20 protein-coding genes are annotated in these 24,009 nt (G+C 58.7%); 6 read left to right on the forward strand and 14 right to left on the reverse strand.

Annotation, left to right across the window (positions count from 1 at the left end; genetic code table 11):
• Positions 1-40: 40 nt before the first annotated feature.
• Both ACOYXH_RS17895 and ACOYXH_RS17900 read left to right on the forward strand, forming a co-directional pair.
• Complete coding sequence (locus ACOYXH_RS17895; RefSeq protein ID WP_016773629.1) at positions 41-643, forward strand: Yip1 family protein; 603 nt, start codon at positions 41-43, stop codon at positions 641-643.
• A 127-nt stretch (positions 644-770) separates the two neighbouring features.
• A complete protein-coding gene (locus ACOYXH_RS17900; protein WP_095051057.1) occupies positions 771-1,265 on the forward strand; it encodes a SprT family zinc-dependent metalloprotease in 495 nt (164 codons plus the stop codon).
• Between the two features lie 133 nt (positions 1,266-1,398).
• Here the strand turns inward: ACOYXH_RS17900 and ACOYXH_RS17905 are convergent, their stop codons facing one another.
• Both ACOYXH_RS17905 and ACOYXH_RS17910 read right to left on the reverse strand, forming a co-directional pair.
• On the reverse strand, positions 1,399-2,580 hold the full coding sequence (locus tag ACOYXH_RS17905; RefSeq protein ID WP_095051056.1) for a CaiB/BaiF CoA transferase family protein: 1,182 nt from the start codon (positions 2,578-2,580) through the stop codon (positions 1,399-1,401).
• A gap of 145 nt (positions 2,581-2,725) precedes the next feature.
• Complete coding sequence (locus ACOYXH_RS17910; protein WP_095123044.1) at positions 2,726-4,060, reverse strand: dicarboxylate/amino acid:cation symporter; 1,335 nt, start codon at positions 4,058-4,060, stop codon at positions 2,726-2,728.
• Positions 4,061-4,411: 351 nt separating this feature from the next.
• Between ACOYXH_RS17910 and ACOYXH_RS17915 the strand changes: the two genes are divergently transcribed.
• Positions 4,412-5,410 carry an AraC family transcriptional regulator gene (locus tag ACOYXH_RS17915; RefSeq protein ID WP_258708683.1) on the forward strand — a complete coding sequence of 333 codons (999 nt, stop codon included), beginning with the start codon at positions 4,412-4,414 and terminating at the stop codon, positions 5,408-5,410.
• 88 nt (positions 5,411-5,498) lie between these two features.
• Here the strand turns inward: ACOYXH_RS17915 and ACOYXH_RS17920 are convergent, their stop codons facing one another.
• The 4 genes from ACOYXH_RS17920 to ACOYXH_RS17935 form a co-directional block, all read right to left on the reverse strand.
• Positions 5,499-7,541, reverse strand: a complete 2,043-nt coding sequence (locus tag ACOYXH_RS17920) for a YncE family protein (protein WP_460065628.1) — start codon at positions 7,539-7,541, stop codon at positions 5,499-5,501.
• A 129-nt stretch (positions 7,542-7,670) separates the two neighbouring features.
• Positions 7,671-9,017: an ATP-binding protein gene (locus ACOYXH_RS17925; RefSeq protein WP_095051103.1), complete on the reverse strand. Its 1,347-nt coding sequence runs from the start codon at positions 9,015-9,017 to the stop codon at positions 7,671-7,673.
• On the reverse strand, positions 9,014-9,691 hold the full coding sequence (locus tag ACOYXH_RS17930) for a response regulator transcription factor (RefSeq protein ID WP_093442145.1): 678 nt from the start codon (positions 9,689-9,691) through the stop codon (positions 9,014-9,016). Before ACOYXH_RS17930 ends, ACOYXH_RS17925 begins: the two co-directional genes overlap by 4 nt.
• 149 nt (positions 9,692-9,840) lie before the next feature.
• Positions 9,841-10,443 carry a porin family protein gene (locus tag ACOYXH_RS17935; RefSeq protein WP_095051104.1) on the reverse strand — a complete coding sequence of 201 codons (603 nt, stop codon included), beginning with the start codon at positions 10,441-10,443 and terminating at the stop codon, positions 9,841-9,843.
• A 143-nt stretch (positions 10,444-10,586) separates the two neighbouring features.
• On the opposite strand from ACOYXH_RS17935, the gene ACOYXH_RS17940 reads away from it, so the two are divergent.
• Positions 10,587-11,378: a dienelactone hydrolase family protein gene (locus ACOYXH_RS17940; protein WP_095051105.1), complete on the forward strand. Its 792-nt coding sequence runs from the start codon at positions 10,587-10,589 to the stop codon at positions 11,376-11,378.
• A gap of 158 nt (positions 11,379-11,536) precedes the next feature.
• Positions 11,537-12,262, forward strand: coding sequence for a 4'-phosphopantetheinyl transferase family protein (locus tag ACOYXH_RS17945; RefSeq protein WP_095051116.1), 726 nt, complete (start codon positions 11,537-11,539; stop codon positions 12,260-12,262).
• 116 nt (positions 12,263-12,378) lie between these two features.
• Here ACOYXH_RS17945 and ACOYXH_RS17950 read toward each other — a convergent pair whose 3' ends face one another.
• Complete coding sequence (locus ACOYXH_RS17950; RefSeq protein WP_095051106.1) at positions 12,379-13,989, reverse strand: ATP-binding protein; 1,611 nt, start codon at positions 13,987-13,989, stop codon at positions 12,379-12,381.
• Positions 13,986-14,708, reverse strand: a complete 723-nt coding sequence (locus ACOYXH_RS17955; protein WP_095051107.1) for a response regulator — start codon at positions 14,706-14,708, stop codon at positions 13,986-13,988. The genes ACOYXH_RS17950 and ACOYXH_RS17955 overlap by 4 nt, the downstream gene beginning before the upstream one ends.
• An 876-nt stretch (positions 14,709-15,584) precedes the next feature.
• On the opposite strand from ACOYXH_RS17955, the gene ACOYXH_RS17960 reads away from it, so the two are divergent.
• A complete protein-coding gene (locus ACOYXH_RS17960) occupies positions 15,585-18,479 on the forward strand; it encodes a ribonucleoside-diphosphate reductase subunit alpha (protein WP_095051108.1) in 2,895 nt (964 codons plus the stop codon).
• A 368-nt stretch (positions 18,480-18,847) separates the two neighbouring features.
• On the opposite strand, the gene flgE is transcribed toward ACOYXH_RS17960, so the two are convergent.
• The 6 genes from flgE to ACOYXH_RS17990 all read right to left on the reverse strand — a co-directional run bounded on the left by flgE (position 18,848) and on the right by ACOYXH_RS17990 (position 23,972).
• Complete coding sequence (gene flgE, locus ACOYXH_RS17965) at positions 18,848-20,164, reverse strand: flagellar hook protein FlgE (protein ID WP_095051109.1); 1,317 nt, start codon at positions 20,162-20,164, stop codon at positions 18,848-18,850.
• A gap of 30 nt (positions 20,165-20,194) precedes the next feature.
• Positions 20,195-20,920 carry a flagellar hook assembly protein FlgD gene (gene flgD, locus ACOYXH_RS17970; RefSeq protein WP_095051110.1) on the reverse strand — a complete coding sequence of 242 codons (726 nt, stop codon included), beginning with the start codon at positions 20,918-20,920 and terminating at the stop codon, positions 20,195-20,197.
• Between the two features lie 15 nt (positions 20,921-20,935).
• Complete coding sequence (flgC, locus tag ACOYXH_RS17975; RefSeq protein WP_003227217.1) at positions 20,936-21,379, reverse strand: flagellar basal body rod protein FlgC; 444 nt, start codon at positions 21,377-21,379, stop codon at positions 20,936-20,938.
• Positions 21,380-21,382: 3 nt separating this feature from the next.
• The gene (flgB, locus tag ACOYXH_RS17980) at positions 21,383-21,790 is read right to left on the reverse strand and encodes a flagellar basal body rod protein FlgB (protein WP_007917581.1); all 408 of its coding nucleotides are present in this window, start codon (positions 21,788-21,790) and stop codon (positions 21,383-21,385) included.
• Between the two features lie 375 nt (positions 21,791-22,165).
• Positions 22,166-22,993 (reverse strand): protein-glutamate O-methyltransferase CheR, encoded by an 828-nt coding sequence (cheR, locus tag ACOYXH_RS17985; RefSeq protein WP_016983976.1) that lies wholly within the window; start codon positions 22,991-22,993, stop codon positions 22,166-22,168.
• A 46-nt stretch (positions 22,994-23,039) separates the two neighbouring features.
• A complete protein-coding gene (locus ACOYXH_RS17990; RefSeq protein WP_007917585.1) occupies positions 23,040-23,972 on the reverse strand; it encodes a chemotaxis protein CheV in 933 nt (310 codons plus the stop codon).
• Positions 23,973-24,009: the final 37 nt, after the last annotated feature.

The following is a 24,009-nucleotide window of genomic DNA, read 5'->3' on the forward strand; positions in this document are numbered from 1 at the left end:
CCGCTGGGGGGCGATGGCAATAACAAGAGGAGTGACTGGCATGATCCATCACGTAGTGGGACTTTTTACCCACCCCGATCAGGAATGGAAGGAAATCCGTGGCGACCAAGAGGAAAGCATCAGCCACATGTACCTCACCCACACGCTGATTCTGGCGGCGATCCCCGCTGTCTCGGCGTTTATCGGCACGACTCAGGTTGGCTGGGTGATCGGCAACCGCGCACCGGTGATGCTTACCTTTGAAAGCGCACTGTGGATGACGATCATGTCGTACCTGGCCATGCTCGGCGGCGTCGCGGTCATGGGCGCTTTCGTGCACTGGATGGCGCGTACCTATGACGCCAACCCGAGTCTGGCCCGTTGTGTCGCATTTGCCACTTATACCGCGACACCGTTGTTCGTCGGCGGTCTGGCGGCGCTGTATCCGCATATGTGGCTGGGGATGATCGTCGGTACGGCGGCCATCTGCTACACGGTTTATCTGTTGTATGTGGGGCTGCCGACGTTCATGAATATTCCGTCGGACGAGGGCTTCCTGTTTTCCAGCTCGGTGCTGGCGGTGGGTCTGGTGGTGCTGGTCGCCATCATGGCATTCACCGTGATTGTCTGGGGGCTGGGCGTCGGGCCTGTGTATACAAACTGACTCGACAGGCTGATAACAGGCCGCCGCAAGGCGGCCTTGTCGTTTCAAGGATGACCATTCGGCAGCTCGGCGATTCGCAAGTCCACAGGGTTGCGGCATACTCGACGCCTCTGGAGATCCATCAAGCATGCCCGAGCAACTCAATACCCGCGTCGAAGACTGTTACCAACTCGCTGAAGCCTTTTTCAAACGTTCTTTCCCACGCCCTGTCGTCAGTCTCAAGCTGCGCGGGCAAAAAGCCGGTGTCGCGCATCTGCACGAGAATCTGCTGCGCTTCAATCCGCAGCTGTACCGGGAAAACACCGAACACTTCCTCAAGCAGACCGTGGCCCACGAAGTCGCGCACCTGATCGCCCATCAGTTGTTTGGCGAGCGCATTCAGCCCCACGGCGAGGAATGGCAACTGATCATGCGCGGGGTTTACGAACTGCCGCCGGATCGCTGCCACACCTATGCAATCAAGCGCCGCAGCGTGACCCGCTATATCTACAAATGCCCGTGCGCGGACAGCGATTTTCCGTTTTCGGCGCAGCGCCATAGTCTGGTACGGCAGGGACGGCGTTACCTGTGTCGCCGCTGCCGGAACACGTTGGTGTTCAGTGGCGAGATGCGGGTGGAATAGTCAGTTTGTTTCGCCCTGACTGGCCCCATCGCTGGCAAGCCAGCTCCCACAGGTTTAGGTGTCTTACACAGAATCTGTGGACACCTCGAAAACTGTGGGAGCTGGCTTGCCAGCGATGAGGCCAGAACAGGCACTAAAGAATGACTTTGGCCCGGCGCAGCTCTTCAATTTTCGAAGGACTCAACCCCAACTCCCCCAACACCTGATCCGTATGCTGCCCCAACACCGCGCCAACATGCCGCGGCGCCGGCAACGCTTCGGAAAACTTCAACGGACAGGCCATCTGCGCCTGCGTCGTACCATCCTCACGCGGCACCTGCGTCACCAATTCCCGTGCCCGCAACTGCGGATGGCTTACCGCCTCCCCCAGACTCAATACCGGCTCGACACACGCATCAATCCCGGCAAACAACTCGCACAATTCAGCAAAGTCATGTTTTTCAAACTCGACCGTCAGCGCGTATTTCAACGCCCGCTGCTGTTCAGGCTTGGGCGACAGGCCCTGTGCGGCCAACTCCGGCCGCCCCAGCGCCGCACACAATTGCTGCATGAACCCCGGCTCCAGACTGCCCACCGACATCCAGCGTCCATCGCGAGAACGGTAATAATCGTAGAAGCTGCCGCCGTTGAGCATCTGCTCTTCCCACTCTGGCTCTTCGCCGCAAGCCAGATAGCCGGCACCGGCCATTGCATTCAGGCTGAACGCGCAGTCGGTCATGCTTACATCCAGGTGCGTGCCCTGCCCGGTTTGCTGCCGCGCAATCACCGCCGCCAACAAGCCGATCACCCCGTGCAACGAACCACCGGCGACATCCGCCACTTGCATACCCAATGGCAACGGACCGCTATCGGCGCGGCCGGTGTAACTGGCCAGCCCCGCCAGCGCCAAATAGTTGATGTCATGCCCGGCGCGATCCTTGTACGGCCCGGTCTGGCCGTAACCGGTGATCGACACGTAGATCAGCTTCGGGTTGATCGCCTTCAGCGCTTCATAGCCCAGGCCCAAACGCTCCATGACACCGGGGCGAAACTGCTCGAGGACGATGTCGTAATCGGTCAGCAATTGCTTGACCACGTCCAGCGCCTCGGGCTGTTTGAGGTCCAGGGCCAGGCTGCGCTTGTTGCGATTGAGGTAGGCATGACTGGCCGAAACTCCGCCATCATGCGGCGGCAATACCCGCAGCAGGTCCATGCGCGTTGGTGATTCGATGCGCAGCACTTCAGCGCCCATATCCGCCAGCAACAGCGAGGCGAACGGCCCCGGCAGCAATGTAGAGAAATCGAGGATCTTCAGTGAGGCCAGCGGTGCGGACATGGGCGAACTCCTTGGGCGATGCACTCAGCCTAGGCAGCGATACCGCGTACGGCAATCACCGGAAATGTCAGCGGGTGTGACCGTTACGCTCAAATCGCAGGCAAGAAAAAACCCGCCGAAGCGGGTTTTTCCAGGCAAGCAGTACTTACTTCACATTGCTTGGGGTTGGGCCTTCAGCCACACCCAGATCATCTTCAGGACGGGTATCAGCGATACCGCGGCCGCCCGAGGCCAGCTCGGTTTGCAGCTGATCGGTATCCAGCTCCTTGACCCACTTGGCAACCACGATGGTCGCTACAGCGTTACCAACCAGGTTGGTCAGTGCGCGGGCTTCGGACATGAAGCGGTCGATACCGAGGATCAGCGCCAGACCGGCCACCGGCAGGTGACCTACCGCCGACAGAGTGGCAGCCAGCACGATGAAGCCCGAACCGGTCACGCCCGCCGCACCTTTGGAGGACAGCAGCAATACCAGCAGCAGGGTGATCTGGTGAGTGATGTCCATGTGAGTGTCGGTCGCCTGAGCGATGAACACGGCCGCCATGGTCAGGTAGATCGAAGTACCGTCGAGGTTGAACGAGTAACCGGTCGGGATCACCAGACCTACTACGGATTTCTTCGCGCCCAGACGCTCCATCTTGATCAGCATGCGTGGCAATGCCGATTCCGACGAGGACGTGCCCAGTACGATCAACAGTTCTTCACGGATGTAACGCACCAGCTTGAACACGCTGAAACCGTGAGCACGGCAGATCGCACCCAGCACCACCACCACGAACAGGATGCAGGTGATGTAGAAGCAAATCATCAACTGGCCCAGTTGCACCAGCGAGCCGACGCCGTAGGCACCGATGGTGAAGGCCATCGCGCCGAAAGCACCCAGCGGCGCCAGTTTCATGATCATGTTGATGATGTTGAACATCACGTGGGCGAAGCGATCGATCATGTCCAGCAGCGGACGACCGTACGAACCCAGGCGATGCAGGGCGTAGCCGAAGATCACCGAGAACATCAGCACTTGCAGGATGTCACCGGTGGCGAACGCGCCGACGATGGTGTTCGGGATTACATTGAGGAGGAAACCGACAATGCTCTGGTCTTTACTGGCCGTCACATAAGTGGCGATTTTCGAGGCGTCCAGGGTGGTGACGTCGATGTGCATGCCGGCGCCCGGTTGCACAACGTTGACCACGATCAGACCGATCAGCAGGGCAATGGTGGAAACGATTTCGAAGTACAGCAGCGCGTAGCCGCCAGTCTTGCCCACGGATTTCATGTTCTGCATGCCGGCGATGCCGCTGACAACGGTGCAGAAGATGATCGGGGCGATGACCATTTTGATCAGTTTGATGAACCCATCACCCAGCGGCTTGAGGGCCACACCGGTCTGAGGGTAGAAGTGACCAAGCAGGATGCCGATGGCGATGGCAACGATCACCTGGAAATACAGGGATTTGTACAGTGGCTGACGAGTCGTCATTGCAGGTTTCCTCAAGCGTCCCGCGTGGCAACATCCATCTGTTGGCCGCGAAACCTTAATTGCGAACCCTCCTGCACTGGAGGGATTTGTTGTTGGAGCAGCGTTTTCCATCAGGGCCAAACGCACGCTTCTGTGGCTTGTATCGCAAACGTCGTGCCACTTTGGTGCGATTGCCTGCAAGCCTTTTGATATCAGGGATTACACCGTCATGGATGTCACCACTCGGTGACTCAAGTGTGGCGGATTTCCGCCAACTCGCCGCTTCTCGTCCTACAATTTGGCGGAAAACCGCCTTGTAGGCGTGTCCAGCCGCCGGCTACCATCCGGCGCCTGAGGAAGGATCTGCCGCTTATGCGCGAACGCACCATCGCCAGTCATTTCGCCCGTGCCGCCCTCGGTGGCGCGCGCCGCCAAGGGTTCGATTACTCGAGCCTGCTGCTGCAACTGGGCATCAGCCCGGAACTGCTCGACGAGCCGCGCGCACGCATCGCTCCGGAACAATTCACCCGGTTGATTCAGGGCCTGTGGCTGGCGCTGGATGACGAATACCTGGGTTTCGGCAACGCCCCGAGCAAGCCCGGCAGTTTCGCCATGATGTGCCACGCCTCGATTCACTGCCGCAATCTGGAGAAAGCCCTGCAACGGGGTTTATTGTTTTATAGCCTATTCCCCGAAGCCCCGCGCCTGAGCCTGACGCGCGAAGACGAATGGGTGCGCCTGAGCCTCGACGATTCGCAGATGTGCGACCCGGATCACTTTCTCACCGAGAGTTTGCTGGTGATCTGGCATCGCCTCGGCAGTTGGCTGATTGGCCAGCGAATTCGCCTCGAGCAGGCAACTTTCAGCTATCCCCGCCCCGATCACGGCGCTGAATATGACCTGTTGTTCCCCTGCCCGCTGACTTTCGGTACCGAGCAAAGCAGCCTTTTATTCCACAGCCGATATCTGTCTATGCCGCTGTTGCAGGATGAACGCACCCTCAAACACTTCCTCGAACGCTCCCCCGCCGACCTGCTCTCACGCCCGGACGACGGCGACAGCCTGAGCAGCCGCCTGCGCCGTTTGCTCAGTCGCGACACGGCACACTGGCCGGATCTGGAAGCGGTGGCGGCGCACTTGCACATCAGCCCGCAAACGCTGCGCCGGCATTTGCGTGAGGAAGGCAGCAGTTTTCAGGAGTTGAAGGATCAGTTGCGGCGAGATATCGCCATTTATCATTTGGGCCGTGCGGATCTGTCGTTGCAGCAGATTGCCGAGCAGCTCGGATTTTCCGAGCCGTCGGCGTTTCATCGGGCGTTCAAGAAGTGGACCGGGCTGACGCCGGGGGCTTATCGGGCGCAGGAACATTGAGCGTAAAAGATCACAGATCTTCAGCAGTTCCTGCGAATTGGAATGCAAACTGCTGTAGTCGCCGAGACTGCGATCCTTTGACTTCAGATCACCCCGGCAGACCGAGATACTCGTCCCCCGGAACCGGTTTCACAGAACCTGGTTCAACATGCTCGAGAACGCCTCCAAAAGGGGTATCGAGTCCCCCCGCTAATACCGGCTGCAAAGAGATCACCCAAACGGTCCCGTCCTCATGACAGGAAACATACCCGAGTGAATCATCGGGACTGATCGCCATACGAAGTGGCAGCCGTCCTACGGGTATTCTCTGGATGACAGCGCCAGATTGAATATCAATGGTCGAGACGGTATGCGTATGAGGATTACAGCAGTAAGCACGTGTACCGCGATGGTTGACCACGATGCCCCTGGCGAGCCCGGTAACGGGTATAGCCCTGATCAATGCGCCATTGTGAGCATTGACCTGCACGATTTCCTCCGTCGTGCTCACTACAACATCAGCAAAAATGCTGTTCCCGTCAGGACTCATTGCGAGACCGATAGGCGGCGCCTTCAAGCGGAATGCGGCAATTTGCGTCAGTGACCGGGAATCGATGACGACAATCGAGCTGCTGCTTACTACAGCGACATAAATTCTGCTGCCATCGGGATGAACAACAATCTGGTTCGGTGCCTGGCCAACCGTAATGGTTTTTAGCGATTGCAAGTTGCGCACATCTATCACGTTAACAGTGGCGTCATGCGAGTTACTGACAAACGCAAGCGCTTCGTCCTGGCTCAGGGTGACATTGAAGCAGGCTCTACCTACCGGAAAGCTCGCGATGGTCCGCTCGCTCTCCAGGTCGAGGATTTCCATTAGTTGAGTCTGGTAAAAGCCTGCAAAAGCCCGAGTACCGTCGCGACTCAATGCATGCTGACTCGATGAATCCTGACCGTTGATCGGGATATACCGTTCAACCTTGGCTTTTTCAGTGTCGATCACCGCCAGCGATCTCCCGTTAGCAGGCCCCACGTAGGCTCGTCTGCCATCGCTACTGATGGTAATTCCCTGAATCAGAGCGCCGACGGCAATTACGCCCGGTTGCGCATACGCCATGACAGTCAAAGTCTCGGTTGTCGTATGCCCGCCACTGGAGGCCATCAGAGTGTAAACCCCGCCAGCAGTCGCTCCTTTAATGCCCTCGATGATCAGGGTGCCGTCCGGCTGTGTCGAAAATTCGCGGGTACCGCCTGCCCCATCGGCATATTGGCTGCCTACTGGAAGCACTACCGTGATCTTGCCTACAGCTGGCTGCCCTGATCGCGTAAGGCTGAGTTTGACGTCTTTGACGCGTCCGCCAGGAGCGACGTCATACGGTCCGTTACTGAAGGCGACTTGAGTATCAAGTCGGCCAAGATGAACATCTATCAGCTTGGTTGATGACCGATTGAAATTTCCCAAATGATCGAATACCAGGTAGTCCAGCTGTACGTAACGGCTGTCCCCAATGCGCCGAAACGTGTCCTCGAAAAGCGTTCTGGTCACCGGTGCCGAAGCATCGGTGATCTCCCACTCATCCGTCTCATCACCGGTCTGAAAACGAATACGGTTATAGGGGCGTGGGTTGGAAAAGTTAAATCCGAACTCCACACCTTGCGCAGCCCGTGCAGCGTCGACCCCATCCTTCAGCACATCGGGGGGGATTACCAGATCCAGCCCCTGTGGCGCCGGTTCTCCCGGCGAGCGCAGGTAATACAACACGTTCAAATCCCGTGAGTCTTCGCTATGCCCACTGGGACGAGTGACTTTGTAATGAAACCTGGAAACTCCATTGGGCAACCGTCCGTGCGGTACGTACAGACGGATACGTGACTGCTCCTCTCCCTGTACGATGGTTTTTCCTGCAACCGGAGTGGTCTCGCTATTGATGTACAAGTCAACGCGATCATCGACAGCCATTTTCCACGAACGACTCTGGAGCTCCGCCCATGGATCGACCAGGCACTCCAGGCCCTGCGGCTGTTCATCGTAGAGCGATTTGGGAATGCCACCGTCAGCGGGATCGGCGGTTTTCAACGGAGAGATCCATCCTGGAATGATTACGGGATAAAGTACAAACAACTGGTTCAGCGCCGATGACTGGATATCCATCATGTTCTCCCGCAAGTGTGATTCAACCGAGCCCTCTCGGAGGCGCAACCATCACACACCTACCCCGTCCGACTGACAACTGTCACATCTGACAGGTAAGGTCTGATTTCCGACAGACGGTTATCCTCGTTATACCGCCGGAAAATGAATCCTGAACGCCGCCCCACCCATCGGCGAATCACCCAGCGCCAGTTTGGCGTTGTAGCTTTCGATAATGTCCTTGACCACCGCCAACCCGATCCCCTGCCCCGGATGCTGGGCATCCAGCCGCTCGCCACGCTCGAGAATCCGCGCACGCTGATCCGGCGGCACGCCCGGGCCGTCGTCTTCGACGCACAGTTCAATCCCGGCCAGAGTCTCACGCACGCTGATGCGCACCTCGCCCAGGCACAGGCGATAGGCGTTTTCCAGCAAGTTGCCCATCATCTCCAGCAACGCGCCCTGCTCGATCGGCACATAGCAGTGCTCAGGCAGATCGAATGCCACGCGCACATGCTTATCGCGATACACCTTGTCGAGGGTGTCGCAGAGGCTTTTCAGCACCGGTTGCAGGCGCACCTGATGTCGCACCAGTCCGCTTTTGCGCAAGCTGGCCCGTTGCAGTTGATAGCTGATCTGCTGGCTCATGCGTTCGATCTGGCTTTGCAGCACCCAGGCCTGATCGCGCTCTTCGGGACGCTGGGCCATGTCTTCGCTGACACCTTGCAACACCGCCAACGGGGTTTTCAGGCTGTGCGCCAAGTCATCGAGGGAATCGCGATAACGACTGCGCTGCTGGCGCTCGCTGTGCAGCAAACGGTTGAGCGAGCCGGTCAGGCGCAGCAGTTCGCGTGGATGTTGTTCGGTGAGGCTTTCACGGGTGCCGCCTTCGATTTCGTCGAGTTCCTGACTGAGCCGGCGCAAGGCTTTGAGGCCCCAGGTCAGGCCGATCCACAACAGCGCCAGCAACACGAGTAACGCAGCGCCGAAGCCCAGATAGAGATTTTCACGCAGGCCTTCGAGGGTGGTTTCGTACTCGCGCACCGGTTGCAGGGCGACGATGCTGAACGCCGCGCTTTTGCCGCCGAGCAATTTCACTTCAACGTCGTAGACGAAGAATTCCTGGCCGTTGGTTTCACGAATCCGCGCGAACTCGTTACCGAGGCCGTCATAGCGCGGCTTATAGTTGATCTGCTCTTCCTGGGTGGCTTTCGAGCGCCACACCAGATGCCCTTCGCGGTCGTAGATGTAGCCGAGCAAACGGAAGTCGGTGAGATTGAAGCGCTCATCCGGCAGTTGCGTCGGCATCACCAGCCGACCGTTTTCAATGCGCGCGGCCGAGATCAGCGTGGTCACGTCCGAGGCCAGCCGCTGCTCAATGGAATCCTGCAAGGCGAGGCTGAACGCGCCTTGCATCGCCGGCAGCAAGGCAAGCATGAACAATACCGCCAACGTGGTGGCGGCGAGCATCAAGCGAACGCGAAGGGAACGAATCAAGTGCAGCGCTCATTGAACAGGTAGCCGAGGCCGCGCACGGTGTCGATCGGCTTGAACCCGGCCGGGCCTTCGAGTTTTCGGCGCAGACGGCCGACCAGCACTTCGATGACATTTGGATCGCGCTCGTCGTCGTCCGGGTAGAGCTGCTCCATCAAGCGATCCTTGGGCACCACTTGCTGGTGATGGCGCATGAGGTATTCGAGGATGCGGTACTCGTAGGCGGTCAGCGCCAGCGGTTGCTCGTCGAGGCTCGCCTGTTTGCGATTGAGGTCGAGCAGCAGCGGCCCGGCGACGATGGTCGACTGGGTGAAACCGCTGGAGCGGCGCAGCAAGGCGTTCAGGCGCGCGTCGAGTTCTTCGAACTGGAACGGCTTGACCACGTAATCGTCGGCGCCGGCGGCGAGGCCTTCGACCTTGTCCTGCCAGTTGCCGCGCGCGGTGAGGATCAGGATCGGGAAGGTCTTGCCCGCCGCGCGCAATTGGCGAATCAGGTCGAGACCGCCCATGCCCGGCAGGCCGAGATCGATCACCGCCAGGTCGAAGTTGAACTGTCCGGTCTGGTACAGCGCCTCTTCGGCATTGGCCACGGACTCGACCACGTGGCCACTTTCCGTCAGGCGGGTTTGCAGGTGATGGCGCAACAGCGCTTCATCTTCGACGACCAACAGTTTCATAACACTCTCCCGGATAAATCAGAATCTCCAGTCACACACCTGTGGGAGCGAGCCTGCTCGCGAAGGCGATGGTTCAATCGACATCTCATCGACTGAACCGGCACTTTCGCGAGCAGGCTCGCTCCCACATTGAACCTGCTGGCAACTCCTTAGAAATTGTAGTTAGCCGACAGGTAAGTCTGCGCGCTGCTGGTCAAATCCAGCGAACCTTGCTTGCTGCCACCGCGTTCGCTCATCTCGGTGCTGGCATTGCTGCGCAGGTAACGGTAACCGAGTTCGACCGAAGTGTTTTGCGATACTTGTTGCAACACACCGAGCTGACCACCGACGGCGTAACCGATATCACTGTCGCGGCTAAAGCCTGGCGATTCCTGAGTCAGCTTGGTCAAACCCGCCGTCGCGCCACCGAACAACTTGGTGCTGCCGCCTACCGGGTAGAACAGATCGTAGCTGCCCAGCAGGTTTTCCTGACGCAGTTTAATGCCATTGTGCGAGCCCGACACGTTGTCGTAGGTGGCGTAGTAGCGACCCTGGCTGTTTTGCTGACCGAGGCGTACGCCGTAGGTGTTGTTACCGTCGATGGCGCCGGTGGCGTTCGGGTGGTCGAGGTTGTTGTTCAGTGCGTGGGACTTGTCAATCTTGTCGCTGGTCTGGCCGAAGGATAGGCCGGCGAAATTCGAAGTGGTGTCAGCCTGGGCCGCGATACTGGCGCTCATTACGGTCAATGCCAGCAACAGTTTGTTAAAAGTCATGGGTATTTCCTCTTTCACAGTGCTGTTTGGGTATGGCGCAAGGTTACTGACCTCCCCCTGTACCGCCCCTGAACCGTCTCTGAACCTGACCTGAACCAAATGAACTAGGCTGTTTTGACCCTTTATTGTCAGGAGACCCGACCATGCGCCTGTTCCTCGCCCTTACTTTGCTGGCTGTCAGCAGCCTCACTCAGGCTGCGATCAAGACTGAAGAAATCCCCTATCAGAGCGCCGACGGCACGAAACTGATCGGCTACTACGCCTACGACGACGCCATCCAAGGCAAACGCCCGGGTGTCGTCGTGGTGCACGAATGGTGGGGCCTGAACGATTACGCCAAACGCCGCGCACGCGATCTCGCCGCACTTGGCTACAGCGCGTTGGCGATCGACATGTACGGCGAAGGCAAGAACACCGAGCATCCGAAAGACGCGATGGCGTTCATGCAGGCGGCGACTCAGGATGCGGCGGCTTCCAGCAAGCGCTTTGAGGCCGGGCTGAATTTGCTGAAGAAGCAGGCGCAGACCGACGTCAACAAAATCGCCGCCATCGGTTACTGCTTCGGCGGCGGCGTGGTGCTCAACGCCGCGCGACAAGGAGAGCCGCTGGCAGGTGTGGTGAGTTTCCACGGCGCGCTGGCGACCAAGACCCCGGCGACACCCGGCAGTGTGAAGGCGAAGATTCTGGTCGAACACGGTGCGCTGGACAGCATGGTCACTCCAGACAATGTCACGGCGTTCAAGACGGAAATGGACAAGGCTGGCGCTGACTATAAGTTCGTCAGCCTCGACGGCGCCAAGCACGGATTTACCAATCCGGATGCCGATCGCCTGAGCCATGGCGAGCACGGTGGCCCGGACATCGGGTACAACAAGGCAGCGGATGAAAAATCCTGGGCGGACATGAAAGCGTTCTTGCAGAAAATCTTTAGCTGACCCCTCCGCACCTGATCGTTCCCACGCTCCGCGTGGGAACGCAGCCCGGGAGGCTCTGCGTCCCAAAGCGAACGCAGAGCGTCCATTGAGGCATTCCCACGCAGAGCGTGGGAACGATCATCTCGACCTTGTCTCGACTAACCGGCAAAATGCCCGCCATGAATCTCACCCCCGCCCTCCCCGCCTGCTGCACCGCGCTCGACAGCCACTGGCCGTTGCCGACGGTGTTGCCTGATACCGTGCTGCTCAGCACCCATTTCGATCCGGCACAACTGCTCGGCGATGATTTCCAGCGCAGCGCCGTCGTTGCCCCGCCAAGCATTCAGCGCTCGGTGGCCAAACGTCAGGCGGAATTCCTCGCCGGGCGGATTTGCGCCCGTGCAGCGTTGCAGCAACTGGAAGGCAGCAGCGTTGTGCCAGCGATTGGTGAAGACCGCGCGCCGATATGGCCCGCGCATATCTGCGGCTCAATCACGCACAGCACCGGACGCGCGGCAGCGATTGTCGCCAACAAAAGGCACTGGCGCGGTTTGGGCATGGATCTGGAAAACCTGCTCGACACCGAACGTGCCGAGCGGCTGGCTGGGGAGATTCTGACGCCACCTGAAATGCAACGCATGACGGCCGCCTCGCGGGATCAGTTGGCGCTGTGGGTGACGCTGACGTTTTCGGTGAAGGAAAGTCTGTTCAAAGCGCTGTACCCGATTGTGCAGAAGCGCTTTTATTTCGAGCACGCTGAAGTGCTGGAGTGGACTGAAGCGGGTCAAGTGAGGTTACGGCTGTTGGCGGACTTGTCGGCCGAGTGGCGTAACGGCGTTGAACTGGAGGCGCAGTTCGGGGTGCGGGATGGGCAGTTGTTGAGTCTGGTCAGCATCAAAGCCTGAAGATTTGTGTTGCGGGCGCTCGCGCTTTCGCGAGCAGGCTCACTCCTACATTTGAAATGCGTTCCCCTGTAGGAGTGAGCCTGCTCGCGATGAGGCCTGCCGAACCAACACAAGACTCAACGGCGTTCCTGATTCCTCGGCCAACTCAGGCTAAAGCAAGCCCCACCCAGACTCTTGCTCTTGCCAATGATCGCCCGGCCGTCATGCCAGTGAATGATCCGTCGCACAATCGACAAGCCCAGGCCATGCCCGCCCGACGCCCGCGTACGGCTGTCATCCAGGCGTAGAAACGGCGTGAAAATCCGCTCCCACGCTACTTCCGGCACGCCCGGGCCGTCATCTTCGACATCCACGCGACAGCGCAATTGCCCGACCTGATAACTCACCGTCACCTTCGAGCGTGCGTGGCGCATGGCGTTGCTCACCAGATTCTGCAATGCCCGGTGCAGATAACGCGGCTCGGCCTCGACCCAGGCATCATCGTTATCGGCGGCAGACAGGCACAATCCCCGCTGCACGGTGACTTCGGCGCGCAACGGCGCCAGCTCTTCAATCACCTGATTGACCAGCGCATCCAGATCGATGCGCTGGAACGTCAGCGCCGGCGAACCCTGCTCCAGTCGCGCATAGGTGAGCATTTCATCGACCAGCTTATCGAGGTCTTCGATGTCGTGATCCATGCCTTCGCGGTATTTCTCCAGCGCTTGCGGGGTGGTCGCCGAGCCAATCATTTCCAGACCGAAACGCAGACGCGCCACCGGCGTGCGAAGTTCATGAGAGACCGCACGCACCAGTTCGCGCTGGATTGCCAGTAGCTGCTGCAAGTGCTCGGCCATGCCGTTGAACGCCGCCGCCAGACGCCCGACCGAGTCGGCACCGCGCGCCGGCACACGAGTTTCCAGGCTGCCCTTGGCAATGCGCGTGGCCGCCGCTTCGAGGCCGCGTAAACGGCGTTCGAGCTGGCGCACCAACAGATAAACAATGAGGCCGATCAGGGTCAGGCCGAGTGCCGCAATCAGCACCAGCCATTCCGGCGGATACGGGTTCATCTGATACAGCGGCCCGATTTCCAGCACCCACGGCGTGCCGACCATGCCGGCAAACACGCGGATCGAATCGCCGCCCTTGCCCAGCGCCATCACCGTGTCGCCTTCGGCCACGCGGCGGCTCTGGTCTTCGTCCATGTCGGCGTCATTCACCGTGACCAGGCGCAAATCGAAACCGAAGCCCTTCTCGTCCTTTATCTGTGCGAGGCGCTTGGGTTGCTCGGCGACCGGCACGCGCACCAGTTCATCGGCCAGCAGGTAAATGGTTGCGCGGGCCAGTTGCTCGCTGATTTGCTGAACTTCACCCACCAGTACGAGCTGTTCCTTGTCGCTGACCATCCGGTAAACCTTCGCTGCGTGCGGACCGGTCTGCTCGACCAACGCCTGCCCCCGTTGCACGCGGGTGCGCTGGGTCAGATCGAGATCGGTCTCGGCGAACTTCTTCAGCGCCAGCGGAATCCCCAGCAAACGCTCCCACACCAGCAACGCGCGATGGCGCTCGGTTTCATTCATCGGTTGCAGGTTGCCGGCCATCAGCGAGAACGTGCCGTGTGCCAGCCGCTCGCGATACTGCTCGCTGCGCACCTGATTGAGCAGATTCAGCGCCAGCACGCCGAGCACCGCCACCAGAATCAGCGCTGCGCACATGCCGCCGTAGATACGCAGGAAGATCGAGTTCACAGCGGCAGATCTACGCAGGCTTCAGGAACGAACAGATAACCTTTGCTGCGAATGGTCTTGATCAGGCGTGGATGGTCGGGGTCGTCGCCGATTTTCGGGCGGATGCGCGAGATGCGCACATCAATCGAACGGTCCTGACCGTCATAGCCGATGCCGCGCAGTGCAGTGAAGATTTCTTCGCGGGACAGAATCCGCCCGGCGTTGGACACCAGCAGCCAGAGCAGATCGAATTCGGCGCTGGTCAGCTCGATGCCGTTGTCGCTCAGCCACGCTTCGCGCAAGGCGTTGTCGACCACCAGCGGGCCAAATTGCAGACGGCGGGATTTTTCGGCGAGCGGTTCAGGTGTATCGCTACGGCGCAGCAACGCTTGAATGCGCGCCAGCAACAGCCGTGGGCGCACCGGTTTGCACACGTAATCGTCGGCACCGAGGTCGAGGCCCTGAATCTGATCGGCATCGTCAGTGCGTGCGGTGAGCATCAGAATCGGCCCGTCATACTGATTGCGCACCTTGCGACAGATGCTCAGGCCATCTTCGCCCGGCAGCATCAGATCGAGGATCACCAGATCCGGCTGCTCCTTGATGATCCGCGCCGCCGCCAGCGCCCCGTTGCCTTCGATATTCACGCGCAGTCCATTGGCTTGCAGGTAGTCGCGCGTCAATTCGGCCAGCCGCTGGTCATCCTCGACGATCAATACCTCAAAGGCTTGTTGCTCCACCGGTGACCTCTGCTTTCTATTGTTATTAATAAAAGGAAGGCGATTGCCCGGACACACAATCCCCTGTAGGAGCTGTCGAGTGAAACGAGGCTGCGATCTTTTGATCTTGCTTTTCAAGATCAGGATCAAAAGATCGCAGCCTTCGGCAGCTCCTACAGGGGTACGCGATATTCAGCGTGATCCTCCCGTCCTTTTGTCATGTTTCTGGAGGATAAGAATGCCTGCGCATGGGCCGATTGTATAAACGGCGTCCAGCCAGAACACAAGTCGGTAAATGCGTTCGGACAAGGCAGTTTTTTGTGATAGGGTTCGCGCCCTTAAAAATCCGCTGAAGCGTTTTTCCCGGTGAAAAAACAGTGACAGACGGTCTAGCTCAGCAGGTTCGCGGCCTACACGCGAATTCCGGATTTCTTACACAATTTACGCACAGGTTTATCCACAGCTAGTACGTTGCAAGCACCCGTGAAACGCATTATCTTGTAGCACGGCGCAGGGAGAGACCCCACATATAGGGTTTTCCGCTTAAACGCCCAACCACATTTCAGACCTGAAACTCAAGCGATTTATTGCCTGTTTCCGGTTGAACCCAGCAAGTTTTTCAAAGCCCAAACCGCACTTGCGGATGGCACCGTTTTTTACCTCGCAGCGGCGAGAACGGTACGGGTGTTGCAGTCATTACTGTCACCCGGGAAGGAATCCGGCTCGAGCCCTGGCTCGTAGCCAAAAACTTCGGCAAGGATGCGGCTTCATCAGCCTTTTTTCCTACTGTCCCGAAGTTGTTATACCCGACGCCCGTCGGCTGTAGTGCTTCTGGACAGAACGGTGGGCACCATGATGGTGCCCAAACAAACATAGAGAATGTGGAGACCACCCCCCATGCAAACCGACACAACTCGCGAGAACCCGCAGGGCACCTTGCCGCAGGCCGCTGATTCGAATTCGGATCTGGCAGCCACCGCGCCTGGTCAACTGCGCGTGATCAAGCGCAATGGCACTGTCGTTCCTTACACCGATGACAAGATCACCGTCGCTATCACCAAAGCGTTCCTCGCAGTTGAAGGCGGCACCGCTGCCGCTTCGTCGCGAATCCATGACACCGTTGCCCGTCTGACCGAACAGGTCACCGCGACCTTCAAGCGTCGCATGCCGTCGGGTGGCACCATCCACATCGAAGAAATCCAGGACCAGGTCGAACTGGCCCTGATGCGTGCCGGTGAGCAGAAAGTCGCTCGCGACTACGTGATCTACCGTGACGGTCGTTCGAAAGAACGTGCTGCCCACGCGCCGGCCGAAGAAGCGGTCAACGCTCACCCGTCGATCCGCATTACCCGTGCCGACGGCAGCCTGGCGCCGCTCGACATGGGCCGCCTGAACACCATCGTCACCGAGGCCTGCGAAGGTCTGGAAGAAGTCGACGGCGACCTGATCCAGCGCGAAACCCTGAAAAACCTGTACGACGGCGTGGCCCTGACCGACGTCAACACCGCCCTGGTGATGACCGCCCGTACCCTGGTCGAGCGTGAGCCGAACTACTCGTTCGTGACTGCCCGCCTGCTGATGGACACCCTGCGTGCCGAAGGTCTGGGTTTCCTCGGTGTGGCCGAAAGCGCCACTCACCACGAAATGGCCGACCTGTACGCCAAGGCACTGCCGGCTTACATCGCCAAAGGTATCGAGTTCGAACTGCTGAACCCTGTGCTGGCTTCCTTCGACCTGGAAAAACTGGGCAAGGCGATCAACCACGAGCGTGATCAGCAATTCACCTACCTGGGCCTGCAAACCCTGTACGACCGTTACTTCATCCACAAGGATGGCGTGCGTTTCGAACTGCCGCAGATCTTCTTCATGCGCGTGGCCATGGGCCTGGCGATCGAAGAGAAGCAGAAAGAAGACCGTGCGATCGAGTTCTACAACCTGCTGTCTTCCTTCGACTACATGTCGTCGACCCCGACCCTGTTCAACGCCGGTACCCTGCGTCCACAGCTGTCGAGCTGCTACCTGACCACCGTGCCGGATGACCTGTCGGGCATCTACCACGCGATCCACGACAACGCCATGTTGTCGAAATTCGCCGGTGGCCTGGGCAACGACTGGACGCCTGTTCGCGCTCTGGGTTCGTACATCAAGGGCACCAACGGCAAGTCGCAAGGCGTTGTGCCGTTCCTCAAAGTGGTGAACGACACCGCTGTAGCCGTTAACCAGGGTGGCAAGCGCAAAGGCGCTGTCTGTGCCTACCTGGAAACCTGGCACATGGACATCGAAGAGTTCATCGAACTGCGCAAGAACACCGGTGATGATCGTCGTCGTACCCACGACATGAACACCGCCAACTGGATCCCTGACCTGTTCATGAAGCGTGTTTTCGATGACGGCAAGTGGACCCTGTTCTCGCCATCCGAAGTACCGGACCTGCACGACCTGACCGGCAAAGCCTTCGAAGAGCGCTACGAGTACTACGAAGCGCTGACCGAATACCCAGGCAAGGTCAAACTGTTCAAGACCATCCAGGCCAAAGACCTGTGGCGCAAAATGCTCTCCATGCTGTTTGAAACCGGCCACCCATGGCTGACCTTCAAAGACCCGTGCAACCTGCGCAGCCCGCAGCAGCACGTCGGCGTGGTTCACAGCTCGAACCTGTGCACCGAAATCACCTTGAACACCAACAAGGACGAGATCGCCGTTTGCAACCTGGGCTCGATCAACCTGCCGAACCACATCGTTGACGGCAAGCTGGACACCGCCAAGCTGCAACGTACCGTGAACACCGCTGTACGCATGCTCGATAACGTGATCGACATCAACTACTACTCGGTGCCACAAGCGAAGAACTCCAACTTCAAGCACCGTCCGGTCGGTCTGGGCATCATGGGCTTCCAGGACGCGCTGTACCTGCAGCACATCCCTTACGGTTCCGACGCTGCCGTCGAGTTCGCCGACAAGTCGATGGAAGCGGTCAGCTACTACGCGATCCAGGCGTCCTGCGACCTGGCTGACGAGCGTGGCGCGTACGAGACATTCCAGGGTTCGCTGTGGTCCAAAGGCATCCTGCCGCTGGATTCGCAACAGATCCTGATCGAAGCCCGTGGCCAGAAGTACATCGATGTCGACCTGAACGAAACCCTCGACTGGGCACCGGTTCGCGCCCGTGTACAGAAAGGTATTCGTAACTCGAACATCATGGCCATCGCACCGACCGCGACCATCGCCAACATCACCGGCGTCTCGCAGTCGATCGAACCGACCTACCAGAACCTGTATGTGAAATCGAACCTGTCGGGCGAATTCACCGTGATCAACCCGTACCTGGTTCGCGACCTGAAAGCTCGCGGTCTGTGGGACTCGGTCATGATCAACGACCTGAAGTACTACGACGGTTCGGTTCAGCAGATCGAGCGCATCCCGCAAGAACTCAAAGAGCTTTATGCGACCGCGTTCGAAGTGGACACCAAGTGGATCGTTGACGCCGCCAGCCGTCGTCAGAAGTGGATCGACCAGGCCCAGTCGCTGAACCTGTACATCGCCGGCGCATCGGGCAAGAAGCTCGACGTGACCTACCGCATGGCCTGGTACCGTGGCCTGAAAACCACTTACTACCTCCGTGCCCTGGCCGCGACCAGCACCGAGAAGTCGACCATCAACACCGGCAAGCTGAACGCTGTTTCCAGCGGCGGCAACCACGGCGACGATTCGGTTCTGGCAGCACCTGCCGGTCCTGCTCCAGTGCCAAAGGCTTGCGCGATCGACGAGCCGGATTGCGAAGCTTGCCAATAAGCTGAGCTGAATCAGGCGTTGCGAGACGCCTGATTCTTCCAGGCAAAATAAACCCCCCGACAGACTTCTGGTGTGTCGGGGGTTTTCTTTTGGGCGCCGTTTACCTTCGGCAGCGCTTACAGAAGTTGAGTACATCTGGCAGAGGCTGCCTGGCTCTCAGGTCGCCTTCGCGAGCAAGCTCGCTCCCACAGTGGGATTGGGAGTGTGCAATCGGAGATTGGTCGGAGTGAGTCGCTGTAAGAGCGAACCGCCAGCCGCAGCACCCGAAGCAACGGATATACACCCAATCAAAACAGCCCCCCCCCAAAAAAAGCCCAACAAAAAAGCCCCTCAAAAGAGGGGCTTCCTTGCACAAGCAGATACCAGAATCAGGTCATCTGAATGATGGTCTGCATGATGGTGCTCTGAGTCGAGATGGTCTTGGCGTTCGCCTGATAGTTGCTCTGGCCCTTGATCAGGTCTACCAGCTCGTTGGTCAGATTAACGTTCGACTCTTCCAGCGAGTTGGAAACCACCTCACCCAACGTACCGGTTTTCGGCGCATCGTAGCCCGGAATACCCGAAGCGAAAGTCTCCTTCCAGCTAGTGCCGCCGACTGCCTGCAAGCCTTGTTCGTTGGTGAAACTCGCCAGTGCGACCTGGCCAATAGCCTTGCTCTGGTTGTTGCTGAAGTTGGCGAACAGCGTACCGGTGCCGTCGATGGTCAGGTTGGTGATCTGGCCAGTGGCGTAACCATCCTGCGTCGGGATCGAACGCGCAGTGTCAGCGTTGTACTGGGTGGTCTGAGCCATCGAAATGGTGATACCTGCCGGGTTCGCGGCCGCACCATTAGCCTTGAACGTACCATTGACGACATTACCCGGCACCCAACCCGTGAGCTTCAGGTCACTGCTGATCACCGGGCCAGGCAGGGTGCTGACCTGCGTCAGCTTGCCAGCGGAGTCAAAGGTCATGGTGGAAGGCACCGGCGCAGTGACTTTTGGATCACTGCCCGTTGCATCCGGGTTACGACCGTCCACCAGGGTATAGACCTTCCAGGTGTTGGCACCGGTTTTCACCACGTACTGATCCATGGGGTGCATGTTGCCCTGGCTGTCATAGATCGGCGTGCTGAACGATTTGGTGTAGGTCGCGAGGTTGCTCGGATCGAACTTGCCGGCGGCCACTGTGTCGTCGATCACTGGCGCAGTCGAGTTCAGGTTGATGGTCGAGGTCACCAGCGAGGTGGACTTAGGCGCCAGGTTTGAAGTGTCGATCTTGAGGTCGGTCAACACACCATTGACGATCTTACCGTTGGCATCCACACCATAACCTTGCAGACGCGAGGTGTAGTCGGTGTTGGTAATGTAACCGGCGTTGTCGACCTTGAACGTACCGGCACGGGTGTAGGACACCGAGCCATTGTTGCTCATGGTGAAGAAACCGGAACCGTTGATGCCCATGTCCAACACGTTGCCGGTGTTGTTGATGTCACCTTGGGTGAACTGCTGGGAAACGTTGGCCAGACGCACACCATTGCCGATCACTTTGCTGCCGCTGCCCAGGCGAGTCGACGAGTAAACGTCTTCGAATTCTGCACGGGACGATTTGAAACCGGCGGTCGCGACGTTGGCGATGTTGTTGCCGGTCACGTCCAGTTGTTTGTTGGCTGCATAGAGACCGCTAAGGCCGATATTGAAAGACATATTCCACTCCTTTGTGCCGGTTAGTCGGCTCTATATACCAATGGTTTGTACTTTGGACAGGGCAACGGTGCCCTTGCCGGACAGGTTGAGCATCAGCTCGCCGCCGGTCTGGCTGATCGTCACGCTGGTGACGGTGGCCGGCAGGTAGGTCGCCATGTCGGTCGAGGTGCCATTGATCGATGCGTTGGCCTTGACGGTATAGGTACCGGTCTTGACCAGATTGCCGTCCTTGTCCTTGCCGTCCCAGGTGAAGCTCGCGCTGCCTGCGGCGCGACTGCCCAGATCGATGGTGCGAACCACCGTGCCGCTGCTGTCGGTGATGCTGACGGTGCCGCCGGCAATCGACGACGGAACGGTGACCGAGCCGGTCATGCCTTTGCTCGGATCGTCGAGCTGAACCGAGTTGGTCTGCACGATCACATTGCGGCCCACCAGCGACGAAGCCTGCAACGCCTGCGAGGAGTTGTAGTTGCCGGCCAGCGAGCTGACAGTGCTGTTGAGGGTGGTGATCCCCTCAAGGCTGCTGAACTGTGCCAACTGCGCAACGAAGGCACTGTTGTCCTGCGGATCAAGCGGGTTCTGGTTTTTCAGCTGGGTGACCAGCAATTGCAGGAACGCATCCTTGCCCAGTGCCTGGCCGCCGGTGGCGCTGTTGGTCGCCGAAGCAATGCCACCGGTGGTCGAACTGGTCTTTTTCGACGAGTTCGCCAGGATGTCATTCATGCTCAGGCTGCTGGTGGTATCGGAAACACTCATGGCAGTCGCCCCTTATTACTGACCGAGGGTCAGTACCTTCTGCATCATGGTTTTGGCGGTGTTCATCATTTCGGCGTTGGTCTGGAACGAGCGGCTCGCGGAAATCATGTCAGCCATTTCTTCCACCACGTTGACGTTCGGGTAGTAGACGTAGCCTTTGGCGTCGGCCGCCGGATGGTTCGGCTCGTAGCGCGCTTCGAGGTTGCTCTGGTCTTCGACCACACCGAGCACCTGTACGCCCTGACCGGCCGCGTCCTGGCTCTGGAACAGTGAATTGCTGCCGCTGTTCTGGCCGCCCTGGAACATGGTGGCGAACACCGGGTGACGGGCGCGATAGGTCTGGTCGATGCTCGACGAGACGGTTTCGGCGTTGGCGATGTTCGACGCCACGGTGTTCAGACGCGTGGTTTGTGCGCTCATGCCGCTGCCGGCAATGTTGAAAACGCTGGACAGGGACATGGATTACTCTCCGCGCAGGGCTGACACCAGCCCTTTGAATTTGCTGTTGAGCAGGGTGAAGCTGGCCTGGAAGCCGACGGCGTTTTCCGCGTAGTTCGACTGTTCCAGTTGAGCGTCCACGGTGTTCTGGTCGATCGACGGTTGCATCGGCGTGCGATACATCAGCGATTCGTCGCCATTGCCCAGGCCTTCAGCTTCGATGTGACGGCTGTTGGTCATGTTCAGGGCGATGGTGCCGTTAGCGTTTTTCTGGGTCTGTGCTTCAAGCACTTTGGAGAAATCCAGATCCCGAGCCTTGTAGTTCGGGGTGTCGGCGTTGGCGATGTTGTTGGCCAGCACTTCGGCACGCTGGGCGCGGAAGCCCAATGCCTTTTCGTGAATGCCGAGCGCTTTATCGAAGCTGATGCTCATGTCGGGAACCTTCAGGTGACCGGTTTTTCGTAACTGAGCTTTAGCAAGCGCCGTGCCAAACGGCAAAACACCCATAAACCGGGGCTTTGCGGGGCATCGGCAAAGCGGCAATGCCAGAAAAGCGGCAACCGGTATCCGCCGGATGCCGCTTTTCTGCCGCTTGCCGTCCTTGCCAGGTCAACGCAGATCCCCTGTGGGAGCGAGCCTGCTCGCGAAGGCGGCGTGTCAGTCGCCAACTGTTTTACTGACAGACCGCTTTCGCGAGCAGGCTCGCTCCCACAGGGGGGGGTGTGGTGTTCGTGGGAAATAAAATAATTGGGGCATAAAAAAACGGGAGGCCTTAAGGCTTCCCGTTTTTTTGTATTACCGCTGCAATCATTTAGCCTGGTAAATAATCCCCGGGCTGCACTGCACCATCTGGTAATGATCCGGCAAACCGTTCAACGCTTCGGAAGCGCCAAGGAACAGATAACCGCCCGGCTTCAACGTGCTGTGAATGCGCAACAGGATGTCTTTCTTCACTTCGGCAGAGAAGTAGATCAACACGTTGCGGCAGAACACGATGTCGAACTTGCCCAGCGCGGCATAGCTGTCGAGCAGGTTGAACGAACGGAACTCTACCCGGTTCTTGATCGGCGCCTTGATCACCCAGCGGCCCGGCCCTTTCGGGTCGAAGTAACGCTGCAGGCGTTCCGGCGACAAACCACGACCGATGGCCAGACTGTCGTACTCGCCGGTCTTGCAGTTGGTCAGCATAAGGCCGGACAGATCAGTGGCAACAATCTGCACGCCCATCTTCAGTTGACCAAGGTTGGTCCGCTCGAACTCGTCGATCGACATCGACAGCGAGTACGGTTCCTGGCCCGACGAGCACGCCGCTGACCAGATCCGCAAGCGCTGGTTGGGGCTGGCCTTGATCGCTTCAGGCAGCACCTTGTTCTTCAAGACTTCAAACGGATAGGTGTCACGAAACCACAGGGTTTCGTTGGTCGTCATGGCATCGACCACCTGCTCGCGCAAACCGCTGCGCGGCTGGGTCTGGATGCGCTGAACCAGCTCACCCAGGGATTTGATGCCTTGCTGCTCCATCAGTTTGTTGAGACGGCTCGAGACCAGGTACTGCTTGTTTTCACCGAGCAGAATGCCACAGGCTTTTTCCAGGAAGACCCGGAACTGTTCGAAATCCAAATTACCCGTAGACAATGATGCCGCCTCTTAAATCGTGTTGACCGCCAGGAGCAAAACGCTCCTAGCTGATATCTGCTGCTTTGATCCGGTCGACTACCCGGGATGCGAGGTCATCAGGACGGAATTTGGCCAAAAAGTCATCTGCACCGACTTTCTTGACCATCGCCTGATTGAATACCCCCGACAACGAAGTATGCAGGATGATATGAAGCTTTTGCATGCGTGCGTCGCCGCGGATTTCCGCCGTCAGGGTGTACCCGTCCATCTCCGGCATCTCGATGTCGGAAATCATCATCAGGAACTCTTCTTCCGGCTTCTTGCCCTCATCGACCAGCTTGCGCAGGTAATCCAGCGCCTGTTTGCCGTCGTTCAGCGCCACCACTTCGACCCCGATTGTCTGCAGACAACGCGTGACCTGCTTGCGCGCCACCGACGAGTCATCGACCGTCAAGACACGCAATGACAGTGCCTTGGTCTGGGTCTCGACATCGACCACGCCCACCGAAATCGCTTCCGGTGTCGGCGCAACTTCCGCCAGCACTTTCTCGACGTCGATGATTTCGACTAACTGATTGTCCACCCGAGTCACAGCGGTCAGGTAGTGATCGCGACCCGTGCCCTTGGGCGGTGGATGAATCTCTTCCCAGTTCATGTTGACGATGCGCTCCACCGAGCGGACCAGGAAACCCTGGGTCTTGGTGTTGTACTCCGTGATGATCACGAACGGGTTGTTCTTGTCCTTCAACGCTCCGGAACCGGTGGCCATTGCCAGATCAAGGATCGGAATGGTCGCCCCCCGGATATTTGCCACCCCGCACACGACAGGACTGGACTTGGGCATCAACGTCAGCGACGGGCACTGCAACACTTCCCGCACCTTGAACACGTTGATTCCGTAGAGCTGCTGACCGTCAAGACGGAACAACAACAGCTCCAGGCGATTCTGCCCCACCAGTTGCGTGCGCTGGTTCACCGAATCCATTACACCAGCCATGCCCAGACTCCTACACCAACGCCAAGTGTTGTTGCGA

The organism is Pseudomonas sp. Mb7 (assembly GCF_054790525.1).